Origin of the sequence: Pseudomonas sp. LB-090624 (assembly GCF_003205205.1) — a bacterium.
GTDB lineage: Bacteria > Pseudomonadota > Gammaproteobacteria > Pseudomonadales > Pseudomonadaceae > Aquipseudomonas.
In genome coordinates, this window is sequence record NZ_QJRL01000004.1 from 211,677 (window position 1) to 224,319 (window position 12,643).

12 protein-coding genes are annotated in these 12,643 nt (G+C 63.8%); 9 read left to right on the forward strand and 3 right to left on the reverse strand.

Features of this window, described 5'->3' with window-relative positions; genetic code table 11:
* Positions 1-15 precede the first annotated feature (15 nt).
* Entirely contained in the window at positions 16-915 is a 900-nt protein-coding gene (locus tag DMX11_RS06655; protein ID WP_110743770.1) for a bestrophin family protein, read from the forward strand.
* Positions 916-944: 29 nt separating this feature from the next.
* On the opposite strand, the gene moaB is transcribed toward DMX11_RS06655, so the two are convergent.
* Complete coding sequence (gene moaB, locus DMX11_RS06660; protein ID WP_110743771.1) at positions 945-1,484, reverse strand: molybdenum cofactor biosynthesis protein B; 540 nt, start codon at positions 1,482-1,484, stop codon at positions 945-947.
* A 140-nt stretch (positions 1,485-1,624) separates the two neighbouring features.
* Here moaB and DMX11_RS06665 point away from each other — a divergent pair, with 140 nt between their 5' ends.
* Together DMX11_RS06665 and DMX11_RS06670 are read left to right on the forward strand one after the other, a co-directional pair.
* Entirely contained in the window at positions 1,625-2,512 is an 888-nt protein-coding gene (locus DMX11_RS06665) for a LysR family transcriptional regulator (RefSeq protein ID WP_110743772.1), read from the forward strand.
* Between the two features lie 159 nt (positions 2,513-2,671).
* Complete coding sequence (locus DMX11_RS06670) at positions 2,672-3,568, forward strand: DUF6216 family protein (protein WP_110743773.1); 897 nt, start codon at positions 2,672-2,674, stop codon at positions 3,566-3,568.
* Here the strand turns inward: DMX11_RS06670 and DMX11_RS06675 are convergent.
* Positions 3,531-4,304 carry an AraC family transcriptional regulator gene (locus DMX11_RS06675; protein WP_110743774.1) on the reverse strand — a complete coding sequence of 258 codons (774 nt, stop codon included), beginning with the start codon at positions 4,302-4,304 and terminating at the stop codon, positions 3,531-3,533. The two genes, DMX11_RS06670 and DMX11_RS06675, sit on opposite strands and share 38 nt — an antisense overlap.
* Before the next feature lie 315 nt (positions 4,305-4,619).
* Between DMX11_RS06675 and DMX11_RS06680 the strand changes: the two genes are divergently transcribed.
* The 5 genes from DMX11_RS06680 (at position 4,620) to DMX11_RS06700 (ending at position 11,121) form a co-directional block, all read left to right on the forward strand.
* Entirely contained in the window at positions 4,620-6,233 is a 1,614-nt protein-coding gene (locus tag DMX11_RS06680) for an APC family permease (protein WP_110743775.1), read from the forward strand.
* Positions 6,234-6,256: 23 nt separating this feature from the next.
* The gene (locus tag DMX11_RS06685) at positions 6,257-7,183 is read left to right on the forward strand and encodes a 4-hydroxyproline epimerase (RefSeq protein WP_110743776.1); all 927 of its coding nucleotides are present in this window, start codon (positions 6,257-6,259) and stop codon (positions 7,181-7,183) included.
* A gap of 46 nt (positions 7,184-7,229) precedes the next feature.
* On the forward strand, positions 7,230-8,177 hold the full coding sequence (locus DMX11_RS06690; protein WP_110743777.1) for a dihydrodipicolinate synthase family protein: 948 nt from the start codon (positions 7,230-7,232) through the stop codon (positions 8,175-8,177).
* Between the two features lie 116 nt (positions 8,178-8,293).
* Positions 8,294-9,871: an aldehyde dehydrogenase (NADP(+)) gene (locus tag DMX11_RS06695; RefSeq protein WP_110743778.1), complete on the forward strand. Its 1,578-nt coding sequence runs from the start codon at positions 8,294-8,296 to the stop codon at positions 9,869-9,871.
* Positions 9,872-9,873: 2 nt separating this feature from the next.
* Positions 9,874-11,121 (forward strand): FAD-dependent oxidoreductase, encoded by a 1,248-nt coding sequence (locus DMX11_RS06700; protein WP_110743779.1) that lies wholly within the window; start codon positions 9,874-9,876, stop codon positions 11,119-11,121.
* A gap of 32 nt (positions 11,122-11,153) precedes the next feature.
* Here the strand turns inward: DMX11_RS06700 and xenA are convergent, their stop codons facing one another.
* Positions 11,154-12,245: a xenobiotic reductase XenA gene (xenA, locus tag DMX11_RS06705; protein WP_110743780.1), complete on the reverse strand. Its 1,092-nt coding sequence runs from the start codon at positions 12,243-12,245 to the stop codon at positions 11,154-11,156.
* 49 nt (positions 12,246-12,294) lie between these two features.
* Here xenA and DMX11_RS06710 point away from each other — a divergent pair, with 49 nt between their 5' ends.
* Positions 12,295-12,630, forward strand: a complete 336-nt coding sequence (locus DMX11_RS06710; protein WP_110743781.1) for a helix-turn-helix transcriptional regulator — start codon at positions 12,295-12,297, stop codon at positions 12,628-12,630.
* Positions 12,631-12,643 lie beyond the last annotated feature (13 nt).

Below are 12,643 nucleotides of genomic sequence, written 5' to 3' on the forward strand. Positions count from 1 at the left end.
CGTCTCTGGATTTCCATGATCGTCCACCCCACCCCCGATGTACTGCGCGTGCTGTTCACCCTCAAGGGCTCGATCGTCAAGCGCATTGCCCTGCGCTGCCTGATGGTCACCCTGCTCGCGGCGCTGATCGTGCTGGTGGAGCGGCATTTTCCGGCATTCTTCTACCCGGTCAGCGCCACGCCGTTCACCTTGCTAGGCCTGTCGCTGTCGATCTTCATGAGCTTTCGCAACAACGCCTGTTATGACCGTTGGTGGGAGGGGCGCAAGGCGTGGGGCAAGCTGATTATCGAAACCCGTTCGTTCGTGCGTGAGAGCGTGGTGATCGGCGACGAGCAACTGCGTAACCAGATGCTGCGCAGCCTGTGCGGTTTCGCCCATGCGCTGAATGCGCGCTTGCGTAACGAGGATGACCTGGCAGCCGCCCGCCCTTGGCTGCTGCGGCCTGAAGCGGTCAGCCCGCACAATGTATGTGACGGTATATTGCGCGAGGTTGGCGCACAGTGCTCGCGGCTGGCCGAGCAGCAACAGATGAGTGAATGGCGTTACAACCTGCTGGAACAACGGTTGGTGGGGCTGACCGAGGTGCAGGCCACTTGCGAGCGGATCAAGGGCACGCCGCTGCCATTCCCCTATACGCTGTTGCTGCACCGCACCATCTACATCTTCTGCTTGTTGTTGCCCTTTGCACTGGCCGAACCGCTGGGCTGGCTGGCGCCGCTGTTCACCACCATCGTCGGGTACACATTCTTTGGCCTGGATGCGATCGGCAACGAGCTGGAAGACCCGTTCGGGCGCGATGAGAACGATTTGCCAACCGATGCCATGGTGCGCACCGTGGAGCGCGATGTACTGGCGGGGCTGGGGGAACGACAGCTACCCCCGGCCTTGTTGCCGGTAGGGTATGTTTTGAGCTGAGACAGCCACTGCAAGATCCCTCTGACCCATCACCCCCGGCTTGCGCAGGCCTCGATCGGCAACAGGTGCTTGACGAAGTTGCAGGGCCGGTGTCGGGCATCCAGTTGCTCCGCCAAAATCCCTTCCCACGCCGTGCGGCAAGCCCCGGTAGACCCCGGCAGGCAGCACACCAACGTGCGGTTGGACAACCCGGCCAAGGCTCGGCTCTGCACCGTCGAGGTGCCGATATCCAGAATCGACAACGCCCTGAACAGCTCACCGAAGCCATCGATACGCTTCTCAAGCAAGCACTCGACCGCCTCTGGCGTGCTGTCACGCCCGGTAAAGCCAGTGCCGCCAGTGATCAGCACCACCTGCACCTGTTCATCGGCAATCCAGGTAGCCACCTGGGCGCGGATCTTGTACAGGTCGTCCCTGAGCAGCGCCCGCGCCGCCAGGCGGTGGCCGACCTCTACCGAGCGGCTGGCCAGCAGTTCGCCGGAGGTGTCATTGTCGTAGGTGCGGGTGTCGCTGACGGTCAGCACGGCGATGTTCAGCGGTACGAAGACCGCATCGGGTTGGACGCGCACGGTAAGGCTCCTTCGATGGCATTGGCGCCACGCTAGAGGCATGGCCCGCAGGCGTCCAATCGATATGGCGTACCGGGCGATCAATGACATCTATCGCAGACGTGGGTTAAGGTCTGCATAACCAGACGCCAGGCACTTCCATGGACATCAAGCAGCTCAAATTCCTCATCGCCCTCGACCAGACCCGCCACTTCGGCCAGGCGGCGGCGCTGTGCCATATCACCCAGCCGACGCTGTCCATGCGCCTGCGCAACCTGGAAGACGAACTGGACCTGGTGCTGGTCAAGCGAGGCCAGCGCTTCGAAGGCTTTACCGAGGCCGGCGAGCGCATCCTGGCCTGGGCCCGTACCCTGCTCGCCGCCCACGATGGCCTGCAGGCCGAGGCTGCCAGTTGCCGTGGCCAGGTGGTCGGCAGCCTGCGCCTGGGCACAGTGCCGCTGGCCAGTTTCAACCCCATGCACCTGCTGCTGCCACTGCGCGAAAAATACCCCGAGCTGCACTTTCAGCTCAGCTCGCTGAGCTCGGAGCAGGTGATCGACGGCCTCAGCCGCAACCAGCTCGACCTGGGCATCTGCTACCTGGACCAGGTCAACACCAGCTTCTTCGAAGTGATCGAGCTGGGCACCACCACCATGGGCCTGCTGCACGACACCCGGCACTTCCAGTTTGCCAGCGACACCCTGCGCTGGGACGAGCTGGGCAATATTCCGCTCGGGCTGCTGAGCAAAGGCATGCACTACCGCCAGTCGCTGGACCTGAGCTTCCGTAGCCGTGGCCTTGAGCCAGATTCGGTACTGGAAAGCGACTCGACCTTCCAGCTGATCCAGGCCATCAATACCGGCCTGTGCTGCGCGATCATGCCGCTGGACTGCGGCCTGGAAGACCTCAGCGAGCACCTGCGCATCCTGCCGGTGGCCGACGCTGCCATCCACAGCCCGGTCGGTCTGCTGCTGCGCCGCAGCGAGCCGCGTTCGGCGATTGCCGAGCAATGCTTTGCCGAAGCCCGGAGATTGTTCGCCAACGTCTAATTGTCATGTCACTCGGTCCGCCAAAGAAATCTCATACGACAAACTCGCAAGTTTCACTAACGACATGTCAGCTTGAGCGCTTTTATTATTGTCGCTTTCTCGGACTCGCTGGCCTGAAGCCTAAATACAAGGCCCGCTTACATCGTTAAAGGAGCTGACATGCCGACTTCCACCCACCTGACCTCATCCTTCTGGAGCGTAGAAGCGCTCGCCCCCTTGGGCGGGTTCGGCACGCTGATACTCATCGGGTTGCTGTTGCGGTTCATCTACAAGCGAGCCGGTTCGCTCTATTTTCTTCGCGACCTTATCTGGCGCAGCTTTGGTGGCACCACCGAATTCAACAGTCACTCGCAATTAAATACCCTGCGCAAGGAATTACGGGAAATCGAATTCTTCCGCTATGAATTCAACATCCCGGCCAACAACCTGCATGAGGCCAGCCTGGCCCACCGCTGGATCGTGGACAACGGCTTTGCACCCGGCGACCTGAGCCGCAACCGCGCCTATATAGACTGGAGTGATTTCAACGCGCCCAGGTTTGCTACAGCGCGGTTCTCCCAAGGTCGCTTCAAAGGGTTCTTTATCCTGTTCATCGTACTTTTCGCGCTGATTGCCCCGCTGCCCCTGGCAAACCAGTCGGAGTACATGATGGTGCGGCTGAAAAATGACCAGGAGTCACCTGCCTTCTACCTATCGCAACAGGACATCAAGTTCGAGATGTGGTTTCCGGATGAAAAGCTGACGCTGGACCAGTGCCGGTCTTCGGAAAGACTGGCGCCCTTCACACGCTACATGCAAGAAGAAAAACTCGACACCATCTGCTCGTTATTCATGGCCCCCGACTACGCAGCGCAAGTTGAAAAAGGTGTGAAGGGCCAGCGTGCACTGCTGTCAGGTTTTGCCGCAATACTGTTCCTTGGCCTGCTGCTGACTGTACTGAAGCTGTCGCGGATGGACCGCGCCCAAAAACTCTATAACTACTGGCAAGCAAAAGCCGCTTCACCTGCGGCACCTACACCTACAGCACCGTCGCCTGCCGGTACTGGCGCGGAGTAAAGCCGGTCAGCTGCTTGAACTGGCGGCTGAAGGCGCTGTGGTCGGTATAGCCGCAGCACATGGCCACTTCCGTGATCGGCAGGTCCGAATGCAGCAGGCGATGAGCGTGCTCCAGCCGTGCCTTGTGGATCATCTGCCGTGGCGTGAGGTGGAACACCCGCTTGCAATAGCGCTCCAGCTGGGCCACGGAAATACCGGCAATGCGGGTTAGCTCGCCCATGCTGATCGGCTGATGGAAATGCTGGCGAATGTGCTCGTCCACCGCGGCCAGGCGTTGATAGGCGGGGTGGCTGTCGGCAGCTGACTGCAGGTCGACCGAAATACCGACAAGGCCGATGATCTCGCCCGCCTGGTTGTACAGCGGGCGCTTGTGCGTCAGGCACCAGCCGGGTTCACGGCTGCCGTACAGGTGCAGTTCCAGTTGGTCCTCCAGCACCATCCCTTCCTTGAGCACCCGGCGGTCCTGCTCGGTGTAGCCGGGGCCCAGCTGTGCCGGGAACACTTCGGCACTGGTCTTGCCCAGCAGCGGTTGCAGGCGCTTGAGGCCGCAGCGCTGGACCAAGGTGGTGTTGGCCAGCACGTAGCGGGCGGCCGGGTCCTTGATGAAGATCGCGGCGTTAGGGATGGCATCGAGAATCGGCAGCAGCAGCGATATACCGGCGAGCAGGGCCTCGAGGCTGGCGGGGCGGTGCTGGTCAAGGGACTGGTAGAGGGTTGCCAAGGGGGCGTTGGTCATCTGTCGGTTCTCTGCTGGCTGTGCCGGCCTCTTCGCGGGTGAACCCGTGAAAGGGCCGGCACTAGCACTGCATCTCTCAAACCCTTATCCGGTATGGCTTTGAGCCTATCCCCCCGCTTTGCGCCTTACCACTGTTTTTCTGCAACTGTGCCGATTTCGTCATGCCCCTTGCAGAAAACCATCAAGAACCGCCGCCCCGACCGGTTCACTCTATGCCCCACGCAAGCCGCCCAAGTCCTACAAGAGCGCGGCCCAAAAAGCCGCATCTCGTGACATCAGACCTGCCTATCCAATAACCAACAAAAAGGCGAACCCATGTCAGGCAAATTCAAAAAACAGTTATCACTGCTGGACCTCACCTTCATCGGCCTAGGGGCCATTTTCGGCTCGGGCTGGCTGTTCGCCGCCAGCCACGTGTCGGCCATCGCCGGCCCGGCTGGCATCCTCTCCTGGTTCCTTGGCGGCTTCGCCGTCCTGCTACTGGGCATCGTCTACTGCGAACTGGGCGCCGCCCTGCCACGTGCCGGTGGCGTGGTGCGCTACCCGGTGTACTCGCACGGCCCGCTGCTCGGCTATCTGATGGGCTTCATCACCCTGATCGCTTTCTCCAGCCTGATCGCTATCGAAGTGGTCGCTTCGCGCCAATACGCCGCTGCCTGGTTCCCCGGGCTGACCAAGGCCGGCACCAGCGACCCAACCCTGCTCGGCTGGCTGGTGCAGTTCGCCCTGCTGGGGCTGTTCTTCTTCCTCAACTACCGCAGCGTGAAAACCTTCGCCAAAGCCAACAACCTGGTCAGCGTGTTCAAGTTCATCGTGCCGCTGCTGGTGATCGGCGTGCTGTTCACCTTCTTCAAGCCAGAAAACTTCGAGGTCCAGGGCTTTGCCCCGTTCGGCCTGTCCGGGGTGGAAATGGCCGTATCCGCTGGCGGCATCATCTTCGCCTACCTGGGCCTGACGCCGATCATTTCGGTGGCCAGCGAGGTCAAGAACCCGCAGCGCACCATCCCGATTGCGCTGATTCTTTCGGTGTTGCTGTCCACCGCGATCTACGCCTTGCTGCAACTGGCCTTCCTCGGCAGCGTGCCGACCGAAATGCTGGCCAACGGCTGGGCCAGCGTGACCAAGGAACTGGCCCTGCCCTACCGTGACATCGCCCTGGCGCTGGGTGTGGGCTGGCTCGCCTACCTGGTGGTGGCCGACGCAGTGATCTCGCCAAGCGGCTGCGGCAACATCTACATGAACGCCACCCCGCGCGTGATCTATGGCTGGGCGCAGACCGGCACCTTCTTCAAGTACTTCACCCGCATCGATGCAGAGTCCGGCATCCCGCGCCCGGCCCTGTGGCTGACATTTGGCCTGTCGGTGTTCTGGACCCTGCCGTTCCCATCGTGGGAAGCGCTGATCAACGTGGTGTCCGCAGCGCTGGTACTGAGCTACGCGGTAGCGCCGGTCAGCGTCGCCGCCCTGCGCCGCAATGCACCACACATGCCGCGCCCGTTCCGGGTCAAGGGCATGGCCGTGCTCGGCCCGCTGTCGTTCATCATCGCTGCACTGATCGTGTACTGGTCGGGCTGGAACACCGTGTCGTGGCTGCTGGCCCTGCAGATCGTGATGTTCGTGCTGTACCTGCTGTGCAGCCGTTTCGTGCCCACCCAGCACCTTTCGCTGGCCCAGCAAGTTCGCTCGTCGGCGTGGCTGATCGGGTTCTATGCGCTGACCATCCTGCTGTCGTGGCTGGGCAGTTTCGGCGGCCTGGGGGTAATCGGCCACCCGCTCGACACCGTGGCCGTGGCTGCCTGCGCGCTGGGCATCTACTACTGGGGCGCGGCCACTGGCGTGCCTGCCCACCTGGTGCGCCTGGAAGGCGAGGACGAAAGCGAAGCCTGCGCTGAAACCTATACCGGCCGCCCTGCTGCCGTCGCTTCCTGATCTTTTACGCAAGGGACAAGCCCATGAAACAGATTCACGTCATCGACTCCCACACTGGCGGCGAACCGACCCGCCTGGTGATGAAGGGCTTTCCGCAACTGCACGGCCGCAGCATGGCCGAACAGCGCGACGAACTGCGCGAGCTGCACGACCCATGGCGCCGTGCCTGCCTGCTGGAGCCACGCGGCAACGATGTGCTGGTTGGCGCACTGTACTGCCCGCCAGTGTCGGCCGACGCCACCTGCGGCGTGATCTTCTTCAACAACGCCGGCTACCTGAACATGTGCGGTCACGGCACCATCGGCCTGGTCGCCTCGTTGCAGCACCTGGGCCTGATCGCACCAGGTGTGCACAAGATCGACACCCCGGTCGGCCAGGTCAGCGCCACCCTGCACGACGACGGCGCCATCACCATCGGCAACGTGCCCTCCTACCGCTACCGCCAACAGGTTGCGGTGGACGTGCCCGGCCATGGCGTGGTGCATGGCGACATCGCCTGGGGCGGCAACTGGTTCTTCCTCGTTGCCGAACACGGCCAGCGCATCGAGCTGGATAACCGCGAGGCGTTGACCGAGTACACCTGGGCCATGCTCAAGGCGCTCGAAGCCCAAGGCATCACCGGCGAGAACGGCGCGCCCATCGACCACGTCGAGCTGTTCGCCGACGACGCCAACGCCGACAGCCGCAACTTCGTGATGTGCCCCGGCAAGGCCTACGACCGCTCACCGTGCGGCACCGGCACCAGCGCCAAGCTGGCCTGCCTGGCCGCCGACGGCACGCTTGCCGAAGGCCAGACCTGGGTGCAGGCCAGCATCACCGGCAGCCAGTTTCACGGCCGTTACGAGCGCGACGGCGAGCGTATTCGACCGTTCATCACCGGCCGCGCCCACATGACCGCCGACAGCACCCTGCTGATCGACGAACAGGACCCGTTCGCCTGGGGCATCTAAGCCCCCGGCCTGTTGACCAAACCCAATTTCGCCAGGAGTAACAACAATGACCAACAACATTTTCACCGGCACCATGCCCGCCCTGATGACCCCATGCACCGCCGAGCGCAAGCCGGACTTCGACGCCTTGGTGCGCAAGGGTCACGAACTGATCGAGGCCGGCATGAGCGCCGTGGTGTACTGCGGTTCGATGGGCGACTGGCCACTACTGACCGAGGCCGAGCGCCAGGAAGGCGTGGCGCGCCTGGTGGCCGCCGGTATTCCGACCATCGTTGGCACGGGCGCGGTCAACACCCGTGAGGCAGTGTCGCATGCCGCCCACGCCGCCAAGGTCGGTGCCGCCGGCCTGATGGTGATCCCTCGCGTGCTCAGCCGCGGCGCGTCGCTGATCGCCCAGAAGCATCACTTCTCGGCCATCCTGGCTGCCGCGCCGAAGCTGCCGGCGGTGATCTACAACAGCCCCTACTACGGCTTTGCCACCCGCGCCGACCTGTTCTTCGAACTGCGTAGCGCGTTCCCCAACCTGATCGGCTTCAAGGAGTTCGGTGGTGGCGCCGACCTGCGCTATGCCGCCGAGCACATCACCTCCAAGGACGATGACGTTACCCTGATGGTGGGCGTCGACACCCAGGTGGTGCATGGCTTCGTCAACTGCAACGCCACGGGCGCCATCACCGGTATCGGCAACGCCCTGCCACGGGAAGTGCTGCAACTGGTGAGCCTGAGCAAGCAGGCAGCCAAGGGCGATGCCCGTGCCCGGCGCCTGGCGCGCGAGCTGGAAGCAGCGCTGGCGGTGCTGTCGTCGTTCGATGAAGGCTGCGACCTGGTGCTGTACTACAAGCACCTGATGGTGCTGAACGGCGACCGCGAGTACAGCCTGCACTTCAACGAAACGGACGTGCTGACCGATGCCCAGCGCAATTATGCCGAGCAGCAGTACGCGCTGTTCCGCAGCTGGTACGCCAGCTGGTCGGCCGAGCAGAACATCGCCTGATTCATCGCCGAGCCGCAGCCTCCCGGTGGGAGCGTGTTCGACGCCTCGATGAACCCGCTCCCACAGGCATCGCGGCGCACCCTTGATCCTGTCTTTATAGTTCCCAAGGAGGCTACATGCCCCTCACAGGCAACCTGCTGATCGGCCAGACGCCGGTAACCGGCAGCCGCGAAGCCATCCGCGCAATCGACCCGGCGACCGGCCAGGCGCTGGAACCGGCCTACCTCGGCGGCACACGCGAACACGTGTCCCAGGCCTGCGCCCTGGCCTGGGCAGCGTTCGACGCCTACCGCGAAACCTCGCCCGAACAACGGGCTCAATTTCTTGAAACCATCGCTGCGCAGATCGAAGCCCTCGGTGATGCCCTGATCGACCGCGCCGTGGCCGAAACCGGCCTGCCCGCGGCCCGTATCCAGGGCGAACGTGGCCGCACCTGCACTCAGCTGCGCACCTTCGCTCGTGTAGTGCGAGCCGGCGAATGGCTGGACGTGCGTGTCGACACTGCCCTGCCCGAGCGCCAGCCGTTGCCGCGTGCCGACCTGCGCCAGCGCCAGGTCGCACTGGGCCCGGTAGCCGTGTTCGGCGCCAGCAATTTCCCCTTGGCCTTCTCGGTGGCCGGCGGTGACACGGCTTCGGCACTGGCGGCCGGCTGCCCAGTGGTCGTCAAGGCGCACAGCGCCCACCCCGGCACCAGTGAACTGGTCGGCCAAGCGGTGGCGCAAGCGGTGCAACAGTGCGGCTTGCCAGCCGGCGTGTTCTCGCTGCTGTACGGCTCTGGCCGTGAAGCAGGTATCGCGCTGGTCAGCGACCCGCGCATCAAGGCTGTTGGGTTTACCGGCTCGCGCAGCGGTGGTATCGCGCTGTGCCAGGCGGCCCAGGCACGCCCGGAACCGATCCCGGTGTACGCCGAAATGAGCTCGATCAACCCGGTGTTCCTGTTCGACGCAGCCCTGCAGGCCCGCGCCGAAGCGCTGGCACAAGGCTTCGTCGCCTCGCTGACCCAGGGCGCCGGGCAGTTCTGCACCAACCCCGGCCTGGTCATCGCCCGTCAAGGCCCGGCGTTGCAGCGTTTCCTCAGTGCAGCCAGCAGCCACCTGCGCCAGGCCGCCGCGCAAACCATGCTCACCCCAGGCATTTTCAGTGCGTATCAGGCCGGTGTCGCAACGCTGGCCGAAAACGCCAACGCCCAGGCCGTCGCACGCGGCCAGGACAGCAATGGCCCCAACCAGTGCCAGGCGCAACTGTTCATCACCCAAGCCGAAGCCTTCCTCAGCGACCCGGCCTTGCAAGGCGAGGTGTTCGGCGCAGCCTCGCTGGTGGTGGCTTGCAGCAGCGATGAACAAATCCGACAGGTAGCCGAGCACTTGGAAGGCCAACTGACCGCTACCCTGCATCTGGACGAAACCGACATCGACCGTGCCCGCGCCCTGCTACCCACCCTGGAACGCAAGGCCGGGCGCATTCTGGTCAATGGCTGGCCGACCGGTGTCGAGGTCTGCGATGCGATGGTGCATGGCGGCCCGTTCCCGGCCACCTCGGATGCCCGCACCACCTCGGTGGGCACCGCGGCGATCCTGCGTTTCCTGCGCCCGGTTTGCTATCAGGACTTCCCCGATGCGCTGCTGCCGCAGGCATTGAAACAGGGCAACCCGCTGCAGCTGCGGCGCCTGCTAGACGGCAAACGGGAAGGCTGAGCATGCTCGAAACCGCTGAAACCGATATTGCCGTGATCGGCGCAGGCATCGTCGGCGTCGCCTGCGCCTTGCAACTGGCCCGCCAGGGCCGTCGGGTAACCCTGGTCGACCGCCAGGCGCCCGGCCTTGGCGCGTCCTTCGGCAATGCCGGGCACCTGGCAACCGAGCAAGTGTTCCCGATTGCCGACCTGTCGATCCTCAAGCGCCTGCCTCGCATGCTGTTCGACCCGATGGGCCCACTGCGCCTGGACTGGAAATACCTGCCCAAGGCCATGCCGTGGTTCACCCGGCTGCTGCTCAACCTGCGCCCGGCGCCGTTCCAGCGCAGCGTGGCTGGCATCCGTACGCTGAACGAAGGCAGCCTGGGCGCCTGGCAACGGCTGTTGGGCTCGATCGGGCGCAGCGAGTTGTTTCAAGAGGATGGTTCGTTGCTGGTGTTCGAGAAGCCTGAGTCACGCCAGGCGCTGGAGGCGTTGCGCACACGCATGCAACAGCAGGCGGTGCCGGTGGCCTTCTGGTCGGCCGAAACTGTGCGCGAAGCGGCGCCGCAACTCAGCCCGTCATTGTTGGGCGGGTTGTTCTTCCCGCGCACGGGGCACTTCATCGACCCTTATCGGGTGGTGTGCGAATTGTTCGAAGCGGCCAAGGCCAGCGGCGTCCGCTTTGTCCAGGCGCAGGTCGATGGCGGGCATTTGCACAGTGCCGGTGTGAGCCTTGTCAGCACCCAGGGCACGCTCAATGCCCGCCAGGTGCTTGTCAGCTGTGGCGCCCACTCTGCGAAACTGACCGCCGCGCTGACCGGCAAGCGGGTGCCGCTGGATACAGAACGCGGCTACCACCTGATGTTGCCAGGGGAGCACCAGCGCTTGCCGTTTGCAGTCACCTCGCTTGAGCGCAAGTTCATCATGACGCCCATGGCCGAAGGTTTGCGCCTGGCTGGCACAGTGGAGTTTGCCGGGCTGCAGGCACCGCCGAGCATGCAGCGGGCGTGGCAGTTGCACCGGTTGAGCAAGGGGTTGTTCCGGCATGACTTGAGCGTCGAAGGGGCAACGCCGTGGATGGGTTTCAGGCCTTCGTTGCCGGACTCGCTGCCGGTGATCGACAGGGTCTGCGATGGGCGAGTGCTGTTGGCGTTTGGGCATCAACACCTGGGGTTGACCCAGGCGGCAGTGACGGCGGAATGGGTGGGACGGTTGGCTGAGCAGGCTGGTGGGCCTGAGGTGGTAGCCTACCGTCTGGATCGGTTCTAGATTCAGGGGCCGCTGTGCGGCCCCTTCAAGCCTCAGCGGTAACGTTCAAGCCAGTGCGCATAAGGGGCCGGCAACGTCCACGAAGCTTTCTCCACCCCCAGCTCCTTGGCGGCGAAGTACGCCCAGTGGGGGTCGGCCAGGTGTGCACGCCCCACGGACACCAGGTCCAGCTGGTTGGCTTGCAGAGCCCCTTCCGCCAGTTGCGGCGTGCCAAAGCCCCACGCCGAAGTCACCGGCAGCTTCGCCTCACGGCGCACACGCTCGGCAATCGGCCCCATGAACGCCGGGCCCCACGGGATATTGGTCTCGGGAATGGTAAAGCCGACACTCACGCTCAGCAGGTCAAGGCCACCGGCCTTGAAGCGGCGCGCCAGTTCGATCGACTCTTCCAGGGTTTGCTCATCGCGGCCATCGTATTCCAATACGCCAAACCGTGCAGTCAGCGGCAGGTTCTCTGGCCACACTTCACGTACTGCTGCCAGGGTTTCCAGCAGGAAGCGGCTGCGGTTGTCGAAGCTGCCACCGTAGGCATCGGTGCGCTTGTTGGAGTGCTCGGAGAAGAAGCTCTGGCCCAGGTAGCCGTGGGCAAAGTGCAGTTCGATCCACTCGAAGCCGGCATCACGCGCACGGCGGGCGGCATCGACGAAGTCCTGCTTGACCCGGGCGATGTCGCCAAGCGTCATTTCGCGTGGCACTTTCGGCAGGTTCGCGCCAAAGGCGATGGCGGACGGGGCGATGGTCTCCCAGCCGCGCGCATCGTCGGCGGCAATGTGGTCATCACCTTCCCATGGGCGGTTGGCGCTGGCCTTGCGCCCGGCATGGGCGATCTGGATACCCGGCACGGAACCTGCGGCCTTGATGGCCTGCACCACCGGTACGAACGCCTGGGCGTGGGCATCGCTCCAGATACCGGCACAACCGGGGGTGATGCGCCCTTCTGGTGCCACGGCAGTCGCCTCGACCACCAGCAGGCCGGCACCGCCACGGGCCAGGCCGGCCAGGTGCACATGGTGCCAGTCATTGATCATGCCGTCTTCGGCCATGTACTGGCACATTGGCGGAATGGCAATGCGGTTACGCAGGGTGACATCTTTGAGGGTATAGGGTTCGAACAGTGCGGACATGGGAAACTCCGGGTTCATTTGAATTCTGTTGTTCGATCATAATCGAACTATGGCAATTAATGAAACCCCCGTTATCATGTCGGCCATGCGAGCCTATAAACATCCCAACGCTGAAGACCTGATCCTTGAACGCCTGCTCTATGCGCTCAGCGACCCCGTGCGCCTGGAAATCGTCCGCCATCTGGCCCGTGTCGCCGAAGCCAGTTGTGGCGAGCTGGACGGGGGGCGGCCGAAGTCGAGCATGTCCCACCACTTCCGCGTGCTGCGGGATGCGGGGTTGGTGCATACCCACAATGTGGGGACGACCCATATGAATTCACTGCGCAGCGAAATGCTGGACCAGCGGTTTCCCGGTCTGCTGGAGTGCATCCTACGCCAGAGATGATATTGCCGCGGCG

What these genes read in the sequence shown, in the direction of transcription:
- DMX11_RS06655 (WP_110743770.1), top strand. Translation starts at nt 16, where the DNA reads ATGATCGTCCACCCCACCCCCGATGTACTGCGCGTGCTGTTCACCCTC.
- DMX11_RS06665 (WP_110743772.1), top strand. Translation starts at nt 1,625, where the DNA reads ATGGACATCAAGCAGCTCAAATTCCTCATCGCCCTCGACCAGACCCGC.
- DMX11_RS06670 (WP_110743773.1), top strand. Translation starts at nt 2,672, where the DNA reads ATGCCGACTTCCACCCACCTGACCTCATCCTTCTGGAGCGTAGAAGCG.
- DMX11_RS06675 (WP_110743774.1), bottom strand. Translation starts at nt 4,304, where the DNA reads ATGACCAACGCCCCCTTGGCAACCCTCTACCAGTCCCTTGACCAGCAC.
- DMX11_RS06680 (WP_110743775.1), top strand. Translation starts at nt 4,620, where the DNA reads ATGTCAGGCAAATTCAAAAAACAGTTATCACTGCTGGACCTCACCTTC.
- DMX11_RS06685 (WP_110743776.1), top strand. Translation starts at nt 6,257, where the DNA reads ATGAAACAGATTCACGTCATCGACTCCCACACTGGCGGCGAACCGACC.
- DMX11_RS06690 (WP_110743777.1), top strand. Translation starts at nt 7,230, where the DNA reads ATGACCAACAACATTTTCACCGGCACCATGCCCGCCCTGATGACCCCA.
- DMX11_RS06695 (WP_110743778.1), top strand. Translation starts at nt 8,294, where the DNA reads ATGCCCCTCACAGGCAACCTGCTGATCGGCCAGACGCCGGTAACCGGC.
- DMX11_RS06700 (WP_110743779.1), top strand. Translation starts at nt 9,874, where the DNA reads ATGCTCGAAACCGCTGAAACCGATATTGCCGTGATCGGCGCAGGCATC.
- xenA (WP_110743780.1), bottom strand. Translation starts at nt 12,245, where the DNA reads ATGTCCGCACTGTTCGAACCCTATACCCTCAAAGATGTCACCCTGCGT.
- DMX11_RS06710 (WP_110743781.1), top strand. Translation starts at nt 12,295, where the DNA reads ATGGCAATTAATGAAACCCCCGTTATCATGTCGGCCATGCGAGCCTAT.